This is a genomic window from Streptomyces sp. KL116D, assembly GCF_030766975.1.
GTDB lineage: Bacteria > Actinomycetota > Actinomycetes > Streptomycetales > Streptomycetaceae > Streptomyces > Streptomyces longispororuber_A.
This window is the reverse complement of sequence record NZ_JASERH010000001.1, coordinates 23,505-44,509: the sequence shown is the minus strand read 5'-3', so window position 1 is coordinate 44,509 and position 21,005 is coordinate 23,505. Positions and strand designations below refer to the sequence as shown.

Genomic DNA, 21,005 nt, shown 5'->3' with positions numbered 1-21,005 from the left:
GAGGGATGAGTTTATTTGTCTTCTTGACTCTGTGTTGCATGCCCCAAGGACGCAGACTTGAAGGATCACACTGATCCATCTTCACGACTTGATAATACTGTGGTAAGAGCAGATCTGAGTTGTTTGTGCTGTTTTGGCTTAGGTATGCATTTCAGGTACTGTATGGTCTAACCCACAAATGTGGTCGGCATCTGACCTGTCTCCATCAGATAGGTTCTTTGCTGATAATAGTTAGTGATGGCCTGACTGTGCTTGGGCCAGATCAATACTTTTCATGACACAATGGTGAGACATCATCCTGCCTGTCTGACATGACGTCTGGTGAACGTCGACCGGGATGCCGACGAGGCGTTCCTGTGTCTATCTTCAGTGAGGTGAAGTTCCAGTGAGTTGAGTTTTGGTGGGAATGTTAAATCAAGAGTCCACGTGATCGTCAAGCATCTTGATTCGATCAAATATCTTGTCAATGACTTCCACTCCGCTGTTCTAACTGGCCCACTCTGCGATCACATGGCACAAGGCTGCAGACCAGCTGGCAATGTCACCTGACGACATGAGATTTCGATAATGAGCACCATGAACGAGTGAGGTTCAGCCAGATCGTCCAGAGACTGATGGCAGCCTGCTTGTTGAATAGGAATGGTAAGAAGGTAAGCTGGCAGTGATTGCAGATGGAGGGAGTTAAGAGTAGCTGCAAACACCATCTGCTTGCTTGGCACCTGCTGGAGAAAGGCTGCAGAACCCTTCCAGCGGGAGCTGCCCAGCGCTGGGCCTCACTGCAGGCTGGGTGAGTTCCCTGCCAGGCCGGTGGCTGGCGGCGGCCGGTCCGCAGGTCGACGATCCCGCGCGGCGTGCACAGGGGCGTGCGCGGGTCCGCGGTCCAGGCGCGCGGCGTTCAGCACCATGCCAGGAGCCGACTTCGCCTCGCGCCAGCATCGCGTGGATGCCCGTCGTGCTCAGCGCCCGGCAACGGTGCTGCCACAGCGCGGCATCGGCGCGCGCCAGGCCGCGAGGGTCGGAGGCGGCCATCGCCTCCGCGAGGTCCCCGGCCGCCCACAACACCGCGTCGTCCTCGTCGATCTGCCAGCGTCGAGTCCCAGCGGCGGTGCCGCGCCAGCCGAGCCCGAGGACGTGCCGGTGAGTCTGCGCAGTAGAGCAGCACAGGCAACAGCTGCGCCGCCGCGGTCCGTGAAGGCTCTCCGAAGGATGGTGTGCGCCGAGGCCCGGCACGATCTCGTCTCGTTGCGGCGTGAGGTCATGCGCGGCCTGCACGGGTCGCTGGTCCGACCGATTCGCGCAGAGTCGTTTCGGCATAGCGGAGCTGATCCAGGCGTGTCCTGAGTCCTGCTGGGTCTTCCTCGCAGCTCAGAAGCCATGTGCATCAGCGGCGATCCAGCGACTCAAGCGACTCGCAAGTACTCGGCCCACACTAAGCGATACGGATCTAGGGCATGAGTGCGGTTCGGGCAATGGTTCTGGTGTGATCGTTATATGGTGCATATCGGCCATGAGATCAGAGCTGAGCGACCGGACCACGGCAGGGCGGCGACTGAAGCGACTCAGTTTCCTGCGAGGGTGACGAGCGCGCGCAGGATGGTAGCCGCCTGTTCGAGTCCAGCGTCAGCTCAGACCGCGTTGATCCTCGTGAGCCTCAGCATCGTAGCAGGCTTCAGCCCCACAAGATACCTACCACCCGGCTTTGGTTTTCAAGGGTGTTGCGCGCCGGAGGATCAGCGGCGGATGCGGCGGCTGACGCGATTCCAGGGAGGATCATAGGCCGGGTCGTGGGTCCGCCGTCGGCCGGGCGCGATGCGCGCGCTCAAGCGTGATGGGCTGCGATGTTTCCGTGCAGGATAGGGAATTGGCCATTCCGCACGGCGGGTGGCTGATTGTCGAAGTGCGCGAGCCGAACGTGGTTGAGGCGGGAGCGGGCCGTTGCGAAGAACCGTCCAACCGGGTGTTATTTTCGGTCTGCAGCGGCGTGGTCAACACGGCAAGTGACCCCCTGCCCGAGCCTAGAAAATCTGACGAGGAACGACAAAGAGCCGCAGGTCGTCATCGTGGGGGCGCCCGTGGAGCCTGGCTCCGGGCCGCGAGCTGGCGCGGTTCGGAGATACGCACCGTAGTCCTGGAGGCCAGGACGGAGAGGTGTCCCAGAGGCCCATGGGCCACTCGCCCTGCTACCGCCCGGACGGTGCAGTGCCTCCAGCAGCGCGGGCATTCAGCGCTACGCCGTCGGGCTGGCCGCCACGCGCCGGTCGAGCCCGTTCCACTTTCGCCGATGTCTGCTCACCATCCACGTGCGCTCCAGCCTGCCGAGCCCGAGCCCGCTGCTGAAAGTGCCCGCAGGAGGACCTCGAACGGCCGCTTCTAGGAGCGGGCCCCTGGCCGCCGGTGCGCCGCGTCCTGCGGGACCACCGGCGCGCGACGCGGTGGTCCAGAGCCGTCACGGGATCAGCGGTGCACATCGAGGCGGAGTGCCGTCGGGGCGGCTGATTCCGGCACGGCCGACTACGTGGTGGGCGCGCGACGGCGCGCGCAGCACGGTCCGGCGAAGCACGCGCATCGGCTCCAGCAGTCGCTCCCGGCCACGATCTCCTAGCGCTGAGCCGGCGACGTCCGCTGGCCGACGAGAGCGCGCTGCGGCGCTCGGCACCGCGCCGCGCCCGGCTGGAGTGCATCGTGAAGGACGCGGGCAGGGAGCCCAACGTGCGGCTGCAGCACTCCTGAACTGCTCGACCGCACCTCTGCGCGCCACCTCGCCGGTCACCCGGCCGAGAGTTCCGGCACGAGGTCTCCTGGCCTGCGTCGACCGGGACGTCGCGATGGCGGAGCCCGAGTGGCTGAGCCGGTTCAGCGACTTCTCCCGAGCTGGCCTCCCCGCCTATCGCGCGGGGCGGATCCTGCTGGCCGGCGGCGCGGCGCACGTGCACTCGATCGGCGGCCAGGGGCTGAGCACCGGTCTGCTGGACGGCTCAACCTGGGCTGGAAGCTCGCGCTCGCGGTCCGCGGCGACGCGAGCGACGGCTGCTCGACACCTACGAGCATGAGCGCCGTCCTGCCGCCCGGCGGATCATCGACAACGCACGGGCCCAACTCTCGCCCTGATGCGCGGGAGCCGGTTCGACCCCTGCGCGACATGTTCGCCCGGGATGCTGACGGAGGGGCCCTTCGGACGCCCTCGCGTCGATGGTCAGTACGCAGGACGCCGTCCGCCATCACTACCGCGCCCGTCGCTGGGAGGCACGTTCCTGTCGGCGCCGTCGTCGAGACCGCCGGCGGGCGCGCGACGTGAGTCGGCCTCGCGCGACGGGCGTCCGCTGCTGCTGCTCTCGGCACCGACCGCGAGGGCCACCGGCGGCAGGCACGGGCCGTGGCTGGACCAGCCCACGTGGTCCAGGTGGAGGCGACGCCCGCCGCCGTGCGACGCGCTGCTGGTCAGGCCCGACGGGTACATCGCCTGGTCGTCAGGCAGGGGATGCGCTGCCGAGCGCTCTGGCCGTCTACTCGGCGAGAGGGGAGGGGGCCAGGCGTCCCCGCTCCCGCACGGTCGGCGATAGCGATCTGGCCGACGCCCTCAGCTGACGATGAGCCGGCTCCTGGGGTTCGACCGCCTCCACCGTGCGGGCGACGAACTCGCCCCGGTCCGCGCCGAGTTCGACACTCGTCACGCACGGACGGATGCGCCACGCTGGGCAGCAGGTGGCGCGCATCGCGGAGACCCGGATCAGCAGGTCGTTGTGGTCGCATGGCCTGCGACATGAGCCTGCACACCGGCGAAGGCACCCACGGTGACGTCCGCTGTCTCGTGATCACCACCTGAGCAGCTCGCCTCAGCTCCTGGGCCTCGGTGAGCAGGGTCCTGACTATCTGGGACCAGCGCACGAACGGCCCGCTCGGTCGAGGCCGTGGGCCTGCTGATCGAGCGACAGCCGGACACCCGCCCCGCCACCATCGGTCGGTCTGCCAGCCGTAGGCGTGCAGCATCACGGTGTCGATGAGCTGCTGGACCTTGCAGGCCTGGTCTGGACGCCTGCTGATCCTGCTCGTAGAGCACCCTCGGGCCAGGTACTCGCGGAAGTGGAGTGGGTACAGGGCCCCCTGGGTGACGCCGGCCGTCTCGAGGGATCTCGCTGATCGTCGCTGCCTGGAAGCCACGCTCCTCGAAGACCTTGGCCGCAGCGGAAAGAATCACCCACTCCGTGTGCTGGCAGATCGACTCAGTCTTTAGCTTGCCATGAAGGTCTCTAGTCGATGGATCTACCGTCAGTAAACACCGTCCAGTGGGTATCTTACGTTGTGGCGGATGCTGGCCCATGTCTGAGGGAGAGACGCCTGACCGGGCGTCCGTGGTCGGGGAGGGACCTGATGATTCTGGTGACAGGAGCGACTCGGGACGGTGGGGCGAGGGTAGCCGGCGGTTGCCCGACGGGCTGCAGGTCCGTCTGTGACCAGGACGCCAGCGTGACGGTGAAGGGGAGACCACGGAGGCCGTGGCCGGCCGACTACGGCGACCCGCGGTCGCTGGAGCGAGCGCGAGGTGAGCGCGGCGCTCGTCATCACCAGCCGGGTGGGCGGCGACGCACACGACCGGGGAGTTCGTCCGTTGCCGCGCGGGAGGCCGCGCGTACGGCGCGGCTGGTGAAGGTGTCGGCCGCGGCCGTGCTCGACCCGGACGCCGTCGACCCTCATCTCGCGGTGGCAGCGCACGACCGAGCTGGGGCGCACCTCCGGTCTGGAGTGGACGCTGCCTGCGGCCGCGCGCCTTCATGAGCAACACGCTTTCCTGGGCGGCGTCCATCGGTCGAAGTCGTCAGAGGCTGCTGCTGGGACGATCGGCGGCGCCTGCGTCGACCCGCGGGACATCGCCGAGGTCGCGGTGCGGGCGCTGACCGAGGACGGGCACGCGCCAGGCGTACACGGTGACCGGCCCCGAGCCGATCACCCCCGCCGAGCAGACCGGCAGCTCGCCCAGGTGCCTCGGTCTGCCGCTGCTGTCCCGAGGAGTTGACGCCCGAGCAGGCCCGCGCGGGTCTCGCCGAGCGGTACCCGGCGCCGATCGTCGAGCGCTGCTCGGCAGTGCGCGGCGGCGCTGGCCGGGGCGAAGTCGGCCGTTGACGGCACCGTGGGTTCACTGACCGGCCGTCCTGGGCGATCACTCGGAAGTGGGCCGAGGACTATCGCAACGCCTTTTCCATCGACGCCCGGTTTGTGACCGTGAACGCAAAGGGAACGGGGGATATTCGTCGACCGCGCGTGACTCCGGCCATGACAGGGACCCGGAATCGGACTTCGCGATTTCGGGGTCGCTATCATTCCGTTCTCAGACGGGAAGAGCCTCCATCGTCACCACGGAAGTGAAGGCGGGTTCGTCGTTCTGCCGGGCGGTTACCAGGACCGCGCACCATCGCCGGGAATGATCTCCGCCTCGATGAAACAGGGCTCGTCCAACTCGATGTAGCGCGAGAACTCGCTTGCAAGCGACACAGAACGGCGGGCGCCCATGAGAGAGATCGAGGCCCGCCTGGCGGCTTCGAGGAGCGTCATTCCAGAACGTGATCGAGCAGGGTGCTCGAAGAGAATCGGATGCCGGGTGTCCACCCGCAGCTGCCACCGGTCGTCGCGCGGGGTGGCGGACAGGACGACGTCCATGGGGGACACCCGGCCGACGCCCTGCGGTGCCGTGCCGTGGGGCGGTGAGGGGCAGCGGGCGGACGGTGTCCGTCACCCGGCCGCCGCGCACCCGGCGCAGGCCCCTGGGGGCATGCAGGTGAAGCTGGCGCCGCCGGTCGCGGCCACCTGGCCGTCGCGGCGGACCACGACCTCGTACCGGAAGCCGGCCAGCGCGTTGTTGCGCCGCTTGACGTCGTGGCGGGTGACGTCCATGTCGAGGGACGCGGGAGCGCCGCCGACCGTCATGTGCGCCAGGGTGCGTCTCGAGCTTGAGGTCCACATGACGAACTGGAAGTCGAGCGGAACGTCGAACTCCGCGTGGGCGAGCAGCGACCCGACCTGGCGGATCGTCTCTGCGCGTGATCAACGGGTCGTGGCAGCCCGGCCGAGGGCGTGAAGAAGGCGTGCCTCTCGGCCACTGGGCCGCGACGGAGAAGTGCAGGTCGATCCTTGCAGAATCCAGTCCGTCAGCATCACTCGGCCACGCCCGCACGGTGGACGAATTCCTTGGGGACCGTGGTGGTCAGCTTGGAATAACGCGGCAGATCGACGGAACTGGTGGAGATCGTCAGGCCGTTCGCACTGTGCGCCGTACCGGGTATCGCGCGGAGTCATACGGAAGGTCTCGAGTGGACACGGATTCCCCCTGGCTTCGCGGTTTGGGGCCCAGTGGAGCCCGCCGTAAAGATACATACCATCCGGTTTAATTTCCAGACGTTCCGCGGTGATCGTGTGGACGGGGTTCACTGCCCGGCGACACTCTCCGTGACCAGGGAGTTGGCCGGAGTTGATGTTGATAGGACCTTATGCGATTCCCGGAGACCTCAAGCGACTTCATAGCGACTCTCGAGCGCGCGGGCGCACCGTCGGTTCCAAAAGCGGACCGAAGGGGCGTGGGACGGATGCGTGACGAGGAGTGCGTGCTGCGGGTGGAGCGCGGCCAAGCGGAGCCTGACGAACTGGCCGCCATCGCCGCGGTGTTGATCGCCCGCAGCAGGGGCGCTGCGGAGCCGGGCGGAGACGGCCGCCGCACGGCGCCCGCGGGTGCGCAGATCGGCACCGGCCTACTCGGCCCCGGGGAGCTGGCGCTGACCGGCTGACCAGGTGATAAGACAGAAAGATGTCGCAGCCACCTATAAACCGCATGGGCGGTTTGTTAAAGTCATCCTGCGACCCTGGGTGCGACCTCCTCGGGCTGGTCGCAGGAAGGGACTGGGTGATATGGCGATGGTGACTGCCCCCGCCACCGAAACCGCAGCCCAGTGGGGCTCGTGGGCGTACGGCAGAGCTGCACGCGATCCGTGCCCAGGCGCTGGCCGGGCCCAGTGAGAAGGCGACCGAGGCCCAGCACGCGAAGGGGCAAGCTGACGGCGCGCGGCGCTATCGAGCTGCTCCTGGACGAGGGGTCGTTCAACGAGGTCGAGCGAGTTGCGCCGGCACCGGGCGGTCGGCTTCGGCCTGGAGGCCAAGCCGCTACACGGACGGTGTGATCACCGGCTGGGAGGCACGGTCGAGGCCGTACGGTCTTCGTGTACGCGCACGACTTCCGGATCTTCGGCGGTGCGCTGGGCGAGGCCCACGCGACGAAGATCCACAAGATCATGGACATGGCCATCGCGGCCCGGTGCCCCGCTGGTGTCGCTGAACGACGGTGCGGGTCGCGCGGATCAGGAGGGCGTCTCGGCGCTCGCCGGGTACGGCCCGGGATCTTCCAGCGCAACACCAAGGCGTCGGGTGTCATCCCGCAGATCAGCGTGATGCTGGGCCCGTGCGGGCGGCGCCGCCGACAGCCCGGCGCTCACCGACTTCGCTGTTCATGGTCCGTGAGACGTCGCAGATGTTCATCACCGGTCCTGACGTGGTCAAGGCGGTCGCAGCGAGGAGATCACCCAGAACGGGCTCGGCGGCGCCGACGTCCACGCGGAGCCTCCGGCGTGTGTCACTCTCGCCTGACGACGACGAAGAGATTCTCATCGCCCGAGTCGGTATCTCCTCTCCCTGCTCCCGCAGGGCAACCTCGACACCCGCCCGTGGTCCGCCGGCGACGACGCGGCCGACCGGCGCACCGGAGTGCTGCTCGACCTGGTCCCGGTCGGGGGAACAGGCCCTACGACATGACCGAGGTCATCGCCGAACTCGTCGACGACGGCGACTACCTCGGGGAGTGCACGAGCGCTGGGCGCGCAACATCATCTGCGCCCTGGCCCGCCTCGACGGCCGGGTCGTCGGCATCGTCGCCAACCAACCCATGTCCTGGCGGGGGTGCTGGACATCGGGCGAGCGAGAGGCCGCCCGCTTCGTCAGATGTGCTGACTCCTTCAACATCCCCCTCGTCACCTTGCTGGACGTGCCCGGCTTCCTGCCGGTGTGGACCAGGAGCTACGGCGGGATCATCCGGCACGGTGCGGAAGCTGCTGTACGCCTACTGCAACGCCACGGTGCTGCGGATCTCGCTGATCCTCGCCGCAGGCGTACGGAGGTGCGTACATCGTCATGGACTCGCAGTCCATCGGCGCCGACCTCACTGCGCCTGGCCGACGAACGAGATCGCTGTGATGGGCGCCGGGGCGCCGCCAACGTGATCTTCCGCCAGCCGCAGATCGCCGGGGCCGAGGACCGCCGAGGCCACGTGCGCCTGCATAGTCAAGGGAGTACAAGTCCGAACTCATGCACCCGTACTACGCGGCCGAGCGCCGGCCTCGTCGACGACGTCATCGACCCGCCGAGACCCGAGAGGTGCTCATCAAGTCCCTGGCGTGTTACGGACCAAACACGCGGATCTGCCGTCCCTGAAGACGGCAGCCTCAGTGGCCCCCTACCCCCCGCACCCCCACGCACCCCCGCATCACCACGGCGGTCGTAGACACGTTGCCCGCCGACGGCCACAGGGGAAGTTGAATGGTCAAGCAGGGAACGTGCGGTGCGCGCGAGGAAGTCGGCTGATCGACGCCGCGGCACGCCCGGTGTTTCGCGGAGGGAGCGCGTGCCTCGCATCGCGACGGTCAGTCAAAGCGGGCATGGTGTCGCGGCAGCGGAGCGCTGCTACTGCGACCATCAGAAGGCGCTCGCACCAGGCGGTCTGAGGAAGCGGCCACCGATGATGCCAGGCATCGTTGCGGCTCTCAAGGGAGCGCGTCGACAGTGCAGCAGGCGCTCGTCGACGTCACTCGGCTGGTGGCCTAGTCTCTCCGACATCGTTACATCGTCGTCCGGGCCGGGTTCGACCCTCAGCGCCGCACTGCTGCTTTACAAGGGCCGACGCCGGATGGTGCAGACGTACATGCAGGCCTGGGTGGAGACGCTCCGCGCGCCGTGGGCGACACCTAAAGCTCCGCCGGCGTGTCGCTGGACGATCGCCGCCGCCGCGGTCAGTGGCGGCGACCGTCGGCATCGAGTGCTGGCCGGGGAGACCCGCAGTGTGGCTCGCCGAGCGGCGGATCGCCGGGTTCTGCAGGAGCTGCTGCTGCCCGCGCCTCGCACCCGAGGCACGTCCTGGTGTCCGCCCTGCCCCGCAGCGGGTGAGGGCGGCACCGTTCAACGCGCCCGCGACGGCAGCCGGTTGTCCAGCGTGAGGGCGGTGCAGCGCACCCCGCCACCCCCTTGCGCAGCTCGGTGGTGTCGAGCTCTGACCACGTCGAGGCCGCGCTCGCGCAGCGTGTCGCGAAGGCGCGGCGCGCCCGTGGTCATGGTCACCGTCGAGCCGTCGCTGATCATGTTCAGGGCGAACGTGCTCGCCTCCTCGACGCTCACCTCGACCAGATCGAGGCCCCAGGTCGCGCAGGCGCTGACCGCTCGGGGCGTCCAGCGCCTGCGGGCAGTACGCGACCGTGCGCGCGTCGATCACCGCGAGCGCGAGGTCCAGGTCGTACCACTGCTCACTGGTCGTGCGCAGCGGCACCACCTCGTACCCGGAGCACATCGGCCAGCACCCCGTGCATCCGGCGGTCGGTGCGCTGCCCGTACCCCGCGAACAGCAGCGATCCGCACGGCAGTGCGTCGCCCTGGCCGCTGAAGTCGTACGGCGCGTCCAGCACGTCGAAGCCACGGCCCTGAGCCAGGCCCGGAAGTGCGGGATCTCGGGGCGGCGGGCGGCCGGCGGCGCGCCGAGGACCGCGCGGCGGTCGCTCACGAAGGCCCCGTTAGTGCCGTGTACACCATGTCCGGGCACTCCCGCGCGGACTCCATGCGCGTGACGATCCGGGCCGGCCGCGACGTGCGCCTTCTCTCGATGGCCTCGTGCTCGGCGAGGACGGCCAGGCTGTCCGGCTGGATGCCGGTGTCCATGTACGGGTTGATGACGTAGTCGATGCGGAAATGCGTGGCATCGCACATCCAGCTAGTTCCGAGTTCAAAGAGGCCTCCAGAAGGCTTGCGGCGCACGGGGCCGGAGTCGGCCGTCAATTTCCCTTGCCCGCCACGGAGTTCGCGCTCGTGACGGACGGCGAGTATCGCCAGACCGCGGAGCGCCCTTCAACGGACCCGATCACCCGGTGCCGTCCCGCCGGCGGGACAGCCCACGCGGCCGCGCCGCGCGTGATGAACTGGCGGCGGGGAGGCGTCGCCCGCTGTGTCCGGGACTCAGGCACCCGCTTCGAGAGCGCGGGCGCACAGTAGTGCTCGGCGGCGAACCCGCCTCGCGGCCCGTCCCTCCTCATTCCCCCGTCAGGAGGGCGGGCCACGCCCACCTCGTTCCGTCCGCATTCGGGTGCGTGTTCAGCCCGTATTCACCCGTGGATCTCCGTGCCCGCGCGGTCCTTCGGCTGAGGCCCGATCGGGGAGCGCTCCAGCGGCGCTGGAGGAATCGGGCGCGCCGCGCCACCGCCGCTACCTTGCTGAGCAGGGCGAAAGCGTTTCGCTGCGTGAGCGTGAGAGGGGTGGGGGCCCCGCCCGGATGCCGATGAGCCACGGCCGTGCCACCGCCGAGCGCTGCACCGATGTGTCGATGACCGTGGTCGTCGGCCGGGCCAGCAGTCCCAGCACGACACCCCCGGTCCTCGAGGTCCGGGGACCACTGGCCGAGGGCCGGGTCTCGCCGCCCTCGACCACGCCGCCACGCGCACCGCGGGCGGCGGCACCTGCGCCACAGCCTGCAGCGGCTGGGACCCGACCACCACCTGCTGCACGTCGGCCGCGGCCCACCGCCGAGCCGGACGCGGCGGCACAACACCCGACGTCTTCCCGGCCGGCCTCGTCGCCGACCTGCTCACCGCCCGCGGCGGACCCGCCGTCCCGCTTCCGCCCCGGCCCCAGCTCGACCTGGTCCGGCGCGCCGAGACGACCCGCCGGGACCGCACCTCGTACGGGCCCTGAACGCGGCCGAGCCGTTCGAGCCCGGCCGCCGTGGACGCGCCCTGCGCGCCCTGGCCAGGGCCCACCCGCTGCTCGGCGCGGATCGACACGCGGGAGGGCGGCGGCATCCCACGCCGTGCCGCTCGTGCCGCGCCCGGGTGCACCGACCTCGTCGACGTCCCGCGGGCCCGCGAGCACGGGCCGTCGCCGCGCCGCCGCCCGCCGGCTCGACCCCCGCCACCAGGCCGCACCCTGTGCGCCCTGCTGCTGCGCAGCGCGCGCCGGCTCGTGGTGGTGGCCCACGAACTCGTCGTCGACCAGCTCTCGTTGGACATCCTGACGGCCGACCTGCGGGCGGCGCTCGACCGGCCCGACGAGGACCCCACCGCCGAGGACGTGCGGTACACGGACTGGAGCGCCGCTGCCGTCCTGGCCACCGACCCCCGCCGAGACCGACCCGCTGGCACGCGCCGTCGCCGAGGCGCCGCCGCGCGCGCGCTGCGCCCCCCGCGTCCCGCTGCCCCCGGCGAACGCGCCGCCACCCCGGCTTCGCGCTGGGCCGGGCGGCCCACCCGGCGGCTGACCGGCGCCGTGCCCCGGCGCTCGGCCTCACCCGCCCAACTCCTCACCGGCGCCATAAGTTGGCGCTCATCCGTGTGGCGCGGCACCGAGGCGGGCCTCCTTCGACGTGTGCGTCGACGGACGTGGCAGGGGCGGCCCGGCGTCGCCCGGACCGTCGGCCCGCTCGTCGAGACCGAGCCGTCCTGCTGGACGGCAGGCACGACGACAACGCGCGCCAGTTCATCTCCCGCGTCGCCGCGGGCCTCGGCGACCTGGGGCGCTGGCTCGTTCTGGCGCGTGCCGCGAGTACGCCCCGACGATGCTCCGGCTCGCGCGCGAGACCCGTGCCGGTCCCTGGTCCGGTTCACCCCGGACGCGCGCGTCCGCGCGGCCCGCCAGCCCGCGGCGCGCGCGCCGTCCCGCATACGCGCTGGACGTCGACGCGCCCGTATCAGGGGCGGCCGGCTGTGCGTCGGGCTCGACCGGCTGCCCGCCGCCCGCGACGACGTCGGCGAGGACTCCGCCGAGCGGCTGCTCGCCGCGCTGCGCGAGGTGGCTGGACGAACTGGCGGGCGGCCGCACCCTGCCGGCCGCGACGAGCACTGTCTCCGCGAGCCCGGTGCAGCACGAACTGCTCGCCACCCGACGCCGACTCCTGCACTGCGGCAGCTCGGACAGCTGTCAGTTTGGGCTCAGGGCACGTCTGGCACTGAGGCCGTCGACCTCGTGCCCAGGTTCGGGCTGGCAGTCCGTCTTCGACCGAGCACGCTACAGGGCCGCCTTCGACCACGGCCTCCTGACTGCAGTCACCATCCACGACTGGATCGTGCCGGAGGTCGTGCGGGTGACCGCGCGGGCGCCCGGCCCGACGCTGCTTCGTGGACGACCGGCGGCGCGGGCTCGACCCGCGGTCCCCAGGCCCCCTGCGGATCACGCTGCTCGACGGTCCCGGGACGATGCACGACGTGCCCGGCCACGGGTCCTGCCTCACCTACCACCTGGCGCTGATCGACACCTGGAGCGTGCGCCTGCTCGTCGCAGGTTTCTGCCCGCGCCTACCTGGCGGACGGCCCGCTGCCCGGCGGCGACCGGCGCCCGGACGTCCGCGACGGCGCGCTGGCTGGAGGCTCAGGACCTCGCCGCGGCCCGGGACTTCTGGCTGCGCCGAACTGCGCCCGACGGCCTCCGTGTCGGCGCACGTCACCGCGTCACCGGTCGCCTGCGCAGACCGGTTCGGACGCGCGCACGGCTTCACCTCCGCCGAGGCCGCCCGGCTCTGACGCACTGCCAGCCAGCCCGCTGGGCGCGCTGACGAGAGCGGTGCGCTGCAGGCCGCTGGGGCGTCTGCTGCTCTACCGGGCGGCCGGCGCGTGACGGCTCGATGCCGGTGCGGTTCCAGCGTGGCGGTGTCCGGGCGCGGCATCCGCGCTGGAGGGCGTGGAACTGCTGCCTGGCTGCACTGCGCAACTCCGCTGCCGGTCTCGGTCGACGTCGACCCGCGCGACGGTGCCCGACCTGCACTGGCGCTGCAGGACTCAGGCCATCGACTCCAGGTCGTCGTGGCCGAGTGGGTGTCGGCCGGTCAGGATCCACGACGGACCGGCACGGTGTCCGACGGGCCGCTCCGCCTCGGACTCCGACCACTGAGAGCTCGCTCGTCTTCGAGAGCGGCCTCGACCCGCCGCGCCGGCCGAACCCTCGTTCGCCGCGCACGGCATCCGCATGGAGTCTCCAGGAGACCACGGGCGCTGCGAACGCTGCTTCCCGGTCACGCTGGTCTCGCGCCGCGACGGGGCCGGCGGCCTGGTCCTGTCCGTGATCCACGACCGCGGCTGGCCAGGCGGCACCGAAGGGTCTGCTGACCGACTGCGCCGACCTGCCGCGCGAACTGCCGCACGAGGCCGACGAGTCTGATCGCCCATCGGCGAACTGCTCGACGAGGCGTGCCGGTCACGGCGGCCGCCCGGCCCTCCTTCTTCGTGACGCTGCGGCAGAGAGAGCCGAGCGGGGTCATCTGTCTGCGTGCCGTCTGGCGTGCCCAGAGCCTGGTACGCGCAGAAGCTGTCCCCGGCAGTACGCGGGGCCGCAGACGGTGATCCTGCCGCGTCTCTCCCCGGAGGGGCTCGAGGGCCTGGCACGGGGCGCTGGGCGCGCTGGCCGAGCGGGACGGCCGCTGCTCTCGTGCGCGCTTCTCCGGCGGCGGCGCGAGTGCCTACGAGACGGCCCGCCGGCTCGCGGCGGACAGGTGCAGCATCCGGACCGTCGTGCTGACGGCGGACACCGGCACCGACGAGGCGGTCGGCGATCTGGCGCGCCTGCTGGCCGAGGCGGCCCGGCGGCCCGAGGGGAGGTCTGACCGACCCGCTGTGCGCGGTCCGCCGAGGCGGGACCCCGGACCACCGCCCGGCCGGTCAGGCGGACGCGGCGGCGGGGAGGGGCGGTCGACCGCCGAGGGTGGTCGCTGCCCAGCGGCCCCGACGCGGAGGCCCTCGCCCGAGCTGGCCTCGCCGAACACCTCGACGGCGGCGGGCCCGAACGCGGCCCACTGCTGCGGCAGATCGTCCTCGTAGAAGATCGCCTCGACGGGACAGACCGGTTCGCAGGCACCGCAGTCGACGCACTCGTCGGGGTGCACGTGGCAGCATCCGCGGGCTTCGTAGATGCAGTCCACGGGGCACTCTGATGCAGGCCTTGTCCTTGGCGTCGACTCAGGGCTGCGCGATCACGTACGTCATGGGGCGGCTCAGCCGGCAGTCGGACGGGCGTGGTCGATCGACCGGCCCGACTCGTGAGGAGCTAGAGCGCCGATCGTCCCGTGCGAGTTGCGTTATCGACCGTAAAGCTCCCAAGAACAGACCAAGAGGAGCTCCTTGGCTCCAGCTTTCAGGTTGCCTCTGGCAGCCTGCTGTCTCTTCTCGGCCTTAGTATGTCCGGTAGCCGAGGCTGCGTGAGCATCTTCATGCGCCCTGAGGGATCCTCGAGGCTCATGAGGTCGAGTAGAAACAGCACGGTCGCTGTCGATTATTGACCGACCGTCCGTCCTGCTTTTTAACTCCAACGTACCAGAGACATGGATCTGGACGCGGCCTCGGGCGACCGATGACTCTATGCACCGAAGAGGGAAACGGCGTGGACATCGACAGAAGTACTGGGCGTTGGCCGTGAGAGGGCTGCTGGGTCTCGTGACCCGCGGGCGCCAGAAAGCCGCGACAGGTACCTGGCCCTGGCGTTGGTGCACACGCCGACCGGGCAGCGCCCGTCGCCTCGCTCATCGAACTCTGACTGCACCGCCGCGCAGAGCGCGGACCACTGCAGACCTACGTCCCCGCAGCTGCGGGAGATGACCGACCGACGCGCTGGAGAAGGACCCGGAGGGGCACGCCGGCGCGTTCGCCAAAGGACGCGTACTCGCCTTTCACTCGGGCGGCTACGTGCTGCGCACACCTCCGGCGCTCCAGCGACGTCGCGAGTGCGACCGGCTCGCCAGGCTCGGCTACCGGAGCCATGGACGGCGGCGCGCGCGACTTCCCGCGCGGCCGCGGCGCTGGGCGACGCCCTCTGCGCTGTGGGACCGGCTCCGCGCTTCGCCGACGTACAGGCAGGACCGCAGCTGGAGATGTGCAGACCCGGCGCCTGGAGAAGGGCCCGGCTTTATTGCGACGCTCGACCAGCGCATCGAGGCCGACCTGCGGCTCCGAAAGCCCGGCACCGCGAGAAAGCTCACTCGGCGAGACTGACCGTCCTGGTCAGCCGCTACCGCACGCACTGGCAACCCGCACGCCTCAGTTCATGCTCGCCACTGCACCGCTTCGGGCGCCGCGGCGAGGCACAGCTGGACGTGCACCAGCGGCCGCGGGCCAAATCTCTCTGCGTACGGGGCCGGACTCGAGCCCTCGGCCGCACTGCGCCGACCGCAGCGCTCGATCCTGATGGCCAATCCGGAGCACACCACCGAGACGCTCGGCGCCGACCGCAGCGAAGACGGCCCAGGTCGGCTGAGGCCCGGGCACCCGTCGCCCTTGAGAATCGCGACATGAGCCGCGATGCAGCCAGGTCGGAACGGCCACAGGACAACCTGATCGGCGGGCGCGCGCATGTTCGCGCGAGCACGGCCACGCCAGCGCCACGCTCGGCCGGATCGTCGCGGTCACCGGCGTGTGACGCCGCGGGCGCCGTGCGCTTCGCGCCCCAAGGACGAGCTCGCCACGACGCGGTTGCAACAGGAGGGCGGCGCACGGCTGGTCGGCCGCGGAGTCAGGAGTGACGCCCGGCGCGCGCCCATTACAGTACTCATCGACATGACGCGACTGGCTGGCCCGCGCCCTGCGCGAGGACCCGCTGGTCGGTGCCGGACTGCGGATCACCCACGAATGCGTCGACCGGGTCCCCCGGTCACCGACTTCTAACGTGTGGAACCGCGAGGGTGCTGCGCCTGCTCCGGCGGGCCGGCAGGCGGGACGCGCGCGGGCCGCCGGCCGAGCAGAGCGGCGACGCTGCTGCGGGCGACGGTGTGCTAGCTGGCCGCCGGGCCAAGACGCTGGTCCGCCGACGAACTCGCCAGGCGGCTCGCCGCGTGTGGGGACCTCCTCCTCACCCGCTGCTCGTACCGCCGGACGAGCCGTCTGGTACCGCACGCAAGCGCCCGGCCACGTCCCCGCCGGCGGACGTCACGTGACCCGCGCACCACACTCCAGGACCCAGACCCAGGACCATTGGAGCCCCCATGCGTGAACGACAGATCGCCCTCACGGCGGCGCCCGCCCGCCGCAGGGCCGACACGCTGGCCCAGATCGTGCGCATGCTCGCCGACGTCCTGCTGCATCAAGCCGAGAAGATCGACCCCGAGCAGACCTTCCGCACCTGCGGCGTCGACTCGCTGCCTCCCGTCGAGTACGTGGCCACCCTGAACCTGCACTACGGCACCGCGATCAAGCCCGCCACGCTGATCGACCACCCTGACACCGCTGGACTTCGCCCGGTACCTGGCCCGCGAGACGGCACCGTCCTCCGCGCTGCCCGCGTCGTCGCCCCGCGGTCCCGGCACCGCTGCCGCCCGCCGCTCCTCGCGCCCGAGACGCCCCGCGCCACCGGTCTCCGTACCCGCGCCGCCCGTCCTCGACGTGCTGCTGCGAGGAGCGTCGCCCGCATCTGTGCTGCGACCCGTGGGACATCGACACCCGCCGAGAATCCTTCACCGGTCTCGGCGTCGACACCGGGCTGGCCGCCGAGTTCGTCGCCCGTCATCAACCTCGTCTACGGGCTGCGTGAGCGCGACGGCGTCCTGTACGGCACCCGAACCCTCACCGCGCCGGCCGCCCACATCGCCGCGTGCGCAGCTGCCGGCTCGGCTGACCCGGTCAAATCGCCGTGGCGCAGGCCAGGGCCGCCGCGCCGATGCCGCTGGAGGGAACTGCTCGACGCGGTGCGCGACGGGCGGATGACCGCCTGACTGGGCGCTCACCCTGATGCTCGACAGGACTGAGGCGGCGCACGGACATGGACCACATGACCACATACCCGCCCGACGGGAGAGAGAGCCGGACGCGCTGACGCCTCCCGCACTGATTTCGGACCGGCCCGAGCGGACGGCGCGGCCCGCGGCACCCGTCCAGCTCTGGTTTCTGCCTCCAACGAGGCGCTCGCCGGCCATCTCGCCGCCACGCTCGCGACGAACTGGCCTGGACGAGCGGGAACAGGAGGCACGCTTCGGACGGCTCCTGATCGACCGCGACCGGCGCCAGTACCTGGTGGCGTCGCGCGCGTCCGCCGCGTCCTGGCCCTGGAGGCGGCGTTCCCGGAGGCGGGAGGCCGTGCTGTGGCGCTCCTCGCGGGGCCGGCCGTTCCTGCGCAAGCCCGTGGAGGGACTGCCGCGCGGCGGCCGCGAACTGGACTTCAAAGTCCTGTCGCACGCGGGCGGGTACAACCTGCTCGGCGTGGTGCGCAGACACCGCATCGGCGTCGGCATCGGAACGCCTCGACCGGGACCGGAGCATCGACGCCATCGTCGAGAGCTTCGCGCCCGAGGAGGCGGCTCTGGGTCGCGCGCCGCCCCGGCCGGGGACCGCGACCGCAGGATCCTGCGGCTGTGGACGCCGAAGGAGGCCCTACGCCAAGGCGCGCGGGCTCGCCTGGACTCGCTCGACTCCTTCGCGTTCACGCTCGCCGACGACGAGGGCGTGCCTCGCCTTCCGGCCGCCCGACGACGAACCGCCGGACAGTGGCGCTTCGCCGAACTGGGAGCCGGAACGGTGTGCGCGTCGCCGTCACCGTCATGACGAGCCCCGACGAGGAGCCCGTCCTCGACCTGCACCACGGCTTCCCGTGGAGCCGCAGCGCACCGCGGCGCGTCGTGCTGCCGCCGCCCGTGTGGGAGCGCCAGGCCAGGACGCCGACCGGGCGCCATGGGCCGGACTTGAACACAGTGGAGATACGAAGAGTGGCCGGGACATCACGGCTACCGTGCAGACGCGCCGGTGGTATCCAGACCACCGCGAGACTCGGTCGGGTATGGGAGGAAGCCGTGCAGATTCGGGTTCTGGGCCGTTGAGCGCCGACGTCAACGGGTGTCCATCGTGCCGACCGCGAGGCACGGCCGAGGCGAGATCCCTCGCGCTCTTGTCACGTTCTATCGCGGGGCCGGGTCGTCGTGATCACACGCTCATGTGGAGGAGATCTGGGGCAGCAACATGCCCCAGAGCGCGATGTGACCACGCTGCGAGACGTACATCACTATGCAGCTGCGCCGCGGCGCCCTCGGCACCGCGATGGGGCCCGGCGCACCCGGCGCACCAAGGAAGTGCTCGCCACGCGACACGGCGGCTACCTGCTGCAGGTGTCCCCGGAGTGCGTCGACGTGCGCACCGCTACGAGCAGCTGGTCACCGAAGGACAGGCGTCGTTCGAAGCCGGTGACGACGAGGCAGGCCGCCGCGCGGGTTCCGCGACGCGTCTCGGCATGTGGGAGGGCACCGCCCTGGTGGACGTGAGCACCGGGCCGATCCTGGAGATCGAGGTCATGCGCCTGGAGGAGAGCCGCCTCGTCACCGTCGAGCGCCGCATCGACGCCGACCTGCGGCTCGGCCGGCACTCGAGGTCATCGCCGAGCTCGCCGACCTGATCGCCCGCCACCCCCCAGCACGAGGACTGCACTCGCAGGCGATGGTGGCCCTCTACCGCTCGGGACGCCAGGCCACCGCCCTCGACGTCTACCGCAAGCTCCGGCTGCGGCTCGTCGAGGACCTCGGCGTCGAGCCCTCGCTAGCTGCAGCGCCTGACCAGGCGATGCTCGCCGTCGACCCGGCCCTCGACGTCCTGTGCGGACCGCGCCGCGGCTCCACCCTTCAACCTCTACGCGGCCTGAGCCGGGGCGCCCGGCGGGACGCGCCCGGCACTTCACCCCACCTCAGTCCGGTCCGACGCCAGAGTACGCCGCATGTCCGACGAACAGCCGCTCCGGGTCCACTGCTTCGCCCACGCCGGGGCGGGCGTCTCCTCCTTCGCGGGCTGGCGCCGCGACCTCGGTCACCACCGCGCGGACCGTGCCGCACCTGCTGCCCGGCCGCGACACCCGGCGCCGCGAGCCGCGCGTCACCGGACCCGACGCCCTGCTGGCCGACCTGCTGCCCCACTTCACCGGGGCCGACGGCATCACCGGCACCGCCGACCCGTCGCCCCGTACCTGATCTACGGGCGCAGCCTCGGCGCCTGTGTCGCCCTCACGCTCACCCGGGCCTGCGCGAGATGGCGCTGCCCGCCCCGCCCTGCTCGTCGTCGGCGCCTGCCGCCGCCCGGCACGCCTCGCCCTGGCCAAGGCCGGCCGGGCCCCCGACGAGAACTGCTCCGGTCTGCTCGGCGACTTCCGGCGTTCCGCGAGCGGCGCGGCGGCCTGTGGCACCGGATGGTGCTGCCCGTGCTCCAGGACGACTGCTCCTGCTCGCCGACGCCCTGCTACCGCGGCCGCCGCAGGCCGTCGCTTCCGCCGGACCGCTCGACGTGCCGGTGAGTGGCCGTCGCGAAGGGCCGGACGACCCGCGCTCGCCCGGCCGCCACGATGGCCGGCTGGCTGGCGCTGGACCGCTGGCCCGTTCGCCCTGCGCACCGTGCCGAAGGCGACCACTTCTTCGTGCGGGGTCGCGCACTGCCCCGCGCCTGCTCGGCCGCGCGAGCCGCGCCGTGACGCGCCTCGCGCCCCGTCCCGGCCGGCCGCTGACCGGCGCGGGACCAGCACCGCTGACCGGAACCGATCGACATGAGCGGCAACCGATGGGACGAGTCGTCATCTCACTTCGGAGTCGGGTGGTCGCGCCCGGCGGCACGCAGGCACCCGGGAGTTCTGGTCGCTGCTGCTCTGACGCACCGCGACCCGCCGCATCGCACTGTTCGACGCCGCGACGTTCCGCTTTCGCAGATCGCCGCGGAGGCCGGGCTGCGACCGAAGCCGACCACGGCTTCGCCCCCGCCGAAGGCGCACCGTCTGGACCGCGTCCTCGGTTCGCCCTCGTCGCGGCCAGGGGAAGCGGTCGCCGACAGCGGACTCGCCCACCGCCGCCGACGGCGAGCGCACTCGGCGTGTCCCTGGGCACGGCCGTCGGCACCCGGCAGCGGCCTCGGCGGGTGGCCCTTGCACGTCGGCGAGTCGGGCGGCCGGTGGCTCCTGGACCACACCGGGCCGAGGCCCGGCTCGGCGACACCTCGCACCGAGCTCCCGTCGCCGCCGAAGTGGCGCCCGACACCGGCGCGGTGGACGACCGGTCGGCGTCGTCTCCACCGGCTGCCTCCGGGCTCGACGCGCTCGGCCACGCCGATCCCAGGCTGATCGCGAGGCAGCGCTCGACCTCGCGGTCGCGCGCCGCCGAGGCCATCACGCCCATCACTCGCCTCGTTCGACGCGATCCGCGCGCCACCTCCGTGCACAGCGGCCAGGCCAAACGCACCGCCTCCCGGCGCGGCGGCCGGACGCCCAGCGGGTTTCGTGCTACGGCGAAGGGCAGCGCCGTGCTCGTCCTGGGAGGGCACGACCGCGCGCGGTCCGCCGCGGCGCCCGCATCTACGCGGAGATCGCCGGGTTCGCGACCCGCTCCAACGCGTACCACATGACCGGACTGCGGCTGGACGGCGGCGAATGGCCGAGGCCATCCGGCTCGCCCTCGACAGGCCCGGCTGGCCGCGACGGCCGTCGACTTCGTCAACGCCCACGGCTCGAGACCAAACAGAACGACATGCACGAGACCGCCGCGTTCCAAGACGAGCCTGGGGCAGCACGCGCACCGGGTGCCGATCAGCTCCATCAAGTCGATGATCGGCCACTCGCTCGGCGCGATCGGCGCCCTGGAGATCGCCGCCAGCGCCCTGGCCATCGCCCACGACACGGTGCCGCCCACGGCCAACCTGCACAGAACCCGACCCGGCCTGCGACCTCGACTACACGCTGACCGCGCGCAGGCAGCGCACCGACACCGTGCTCAGCGTCGGCGGCGGCTTCGG

13 protein-coding genes and 4 pseudogenes are annotated in these 21,005 nt (G+C 71.1%); 11 read left to right on the top strand and 6 right to left on the bottom strand.

Features of this window, described 5'->3' with window-relative positions:
• The first annotated feature begins 2,300 nt into the window (after positions 1–2,300).
• Together RBJ77_RS00240 and RBJ77_RS00235 are read left to right on the top strand one after the other, a co-directional pair.
• Entirely contained in the window at positions 2,301–3,050 is a 750-nt protein-coding gene (locus tag RBJ77_RS00240; protein ID WP_372343067.1) for an FAD-dependent monooxygenase, read from the top strand.
• 57 nt (positions 3,051–3,107) lie between these two features.
• On the top strand, positions 3,108–3,560 hold the full coding sequence (locus tag RBJ77_RS00235; RefSeq protein ID WP_372343066.1) for a hypothetical protein: 453 nt from the start codon (positions 3,108–3,110) through the stop codon (positions 3,558–3,560).
• A 1,828-nt stretch (positions 3,561–5,388) separates the two neighbouring features.
• On the opposite strand, the gene RBJ77_RS00230 is transcribed toward RBJ77_RS00235, so the two are convergent.
• Both RBJ77_RS00230 and RBJ77_RS00225 read right to left on the bottom strand, forming a co-directional pair.
• A complete protein-coding gene (locus RBJ77_RS00230; RefSeq protein ID WP_372343065.1) occupies positions 5,389–5,652 on the bottom strand; it encodes an AfsA-related hotdog domain-containing protein in 264 nt (87 codons plus the stop codon).
• Between the two features lie 72 nt (positions 5,653–5,724).
• Positions 5,725–6,003: an AfsA-related hotdog domain-containing protein gene (locus RBJ77_RS00225; protein ID WP_372343074.1), complete on the bottom strand. Its 279-nt coding sequence runs from the start codon at positions 6,001–6,003 to the stop codon at positions 5,725–5,727.
• A gap of 572 nt (positions 6,004–6,575) precedes the next feature.
• Between RBJ77_RS00225 and RBJ77_RS00220 the strand changes: the two genes are divergently transcribed.
• From RBJ77_RS00220 to RBJ77_RS00210, 3 genes and pseudogenes are all read left to right on the top strand, one after another.
• Positions 6,576–6,773, top strand: a complete 198-nt coding sequence (locus tag RBJ77_RS00220) for an acyl-CoA carboxylase epsilon subunit (RefSeq protein ID WP_372343064.1) — start codon at positions 6,576–6,578, stop codon at positions 6,771–6,773.
• A gap of 429 nt (positions 6,774–7,202) precedes the next feature.
• Positions 7,203–7,385: pseudogene (locus RBJ77_RS00215) on the top strand (carboxyl transferase domain-containing protein); the annotation flags it as partial.
• Positions 7,386–7,489: 104 nt separating this feature from the next.
• Positions 7,490–8,536, top strand: a complete 1,047-nt coding sequence (locus RBJ77_RS00210; protein ID WP_372343063.1) for a carboxyl transferase domain-containing protein — start codon at positions 7,490–7,492, stop codon at positions 8,534–8,536.
• Positions 8,537–9,207: 671 nt separating this feature from the next.
• Here the strand turns inward: RBJ77_RS00210 and RBJ77_RS00205 are convergent.
• From RBJ77_RS00205 to RBJ77_RS00195, 3 genes are all read right to left on the bottom strand, one after another.
• Positions 9,208–9,423 (bottom strand): hypothetical protein, encoded by a 216-nt coding sequence (locus RBJ77_RS00205; protein ID WP_372343062.1) that lies wholly within the window; start codon positions 9,421–9,423, stop codon positions 9,208–9,210.
• A 125-nt stretch (positions 9,424–9,548) separates the two neighbouring features.
• Positions 9,549–9,707, bottom strand: coding sequence for a hypothetical protein (locus RBJ77_RS00200; protein WP_372343061.1), 159 nt, complete (start codon positions 9,705–9,707; stop codon positions 9,549–9,551).
• 91 nt (positions 9,708–9,798) lie between these two features.
• On the bottom strand, positions 9,799–10,005 hold the full coding sequence (locus tag RBJ77_RS00195) for a hypothetical protein (protein ID WP_372343060.1): 207 nt from the start codon (positions 10,003–10,005) through the stop codon (positions 9,799–9,801).
• Positions 10,006–12,401: 2,396 nt separating this feature from the next.
• Here RBJ77_RS00195 and RBJ77_RS00190 point away from each other — a divergent pair.
• Positions 12,402–12,803: a hypothetical protein gene (locus RBJ77_RS00190; RefSeq protein ID WP_372343059.1), complete on the top strand. Its 402-nt coding sequence runs from the start codon at positions 12,402–12,404 to the stop codon at positions 12,801–12,803.
• Positions 12,804–13,950: 1,147 nt separating this feature from the next.
• On the opposite strand, the pseudogene RBJ77_RS00185 reads toward RBJ77_RS00190, so the two are convergent.
• Positions 13,951–14,207, bottom strand: a pseudogene (locus tag RBJ77_RS00185) (indolepyruvate ferredoxin oxidoreductase subunit alpha); the annotation flags it as partial.
• 2,039 nt (positions 14,208–16,246) lie between these two features.
• Between RBJ77_RS00185 and RBJ77_RS00180 the strand changes: the two are divergent.
• The 5 genes and pseudogenes from RBJ77_RS00180 to RBJ77_RS00160 form a co-directional block, all read left to right on the top strand.
• Positions 16,247–16,972: an acyl carrier protein gene (locus tag RBJ77_RS00180; protein WP_372343058.1), complete on the top strand. Its 726-nt coding sequence runs from the start codon at positions 16,247–16,249 to the stop codon at positions 16,970–16,972.
• Positions 16,973–17,333: 361 nt separating this feature from the next.
• Entirely contained in the window at positions 17,334–17,798 is a 465-nt protein-coding gene (locus RBJ77_RS00175) for a hypothetical protein (RefSeq protein WP_372343057.1), read from the top strand.
• Between the two features lie 232 nt (positions 17,799–18,030).
• Positions 18,031–18,722 (top strand): annotated as a pseudogene (locus RBJ77_RS00170) (AfsR/SARP family transcriptional regulator); the annotation flags it as partial.
• A gap of 338 nt (positions 18,723–19,060) precedes the next feature.
• Positions 19,061–19,204: a hypothetical protein gene (locus RBJ77_RS00165; protein WP_372343056.1), complete on the top strand. Its 144-nt coding sequence runs from the start codon at positions 19,061–19,063 to the stop codon at positions 19,202–19,204.
• A gap of 1,477 nt (positions 19,205–20,681) precedes the next feature.
• A pseudogene (locus tag RBJ77_RS00160) lies at positions 20,682–20,852 on the top strand (beta-ACP synthase); the annotation flags it as partial.
• Positions 20,853–21,005 lie beyond the last annotated feature (153 nt).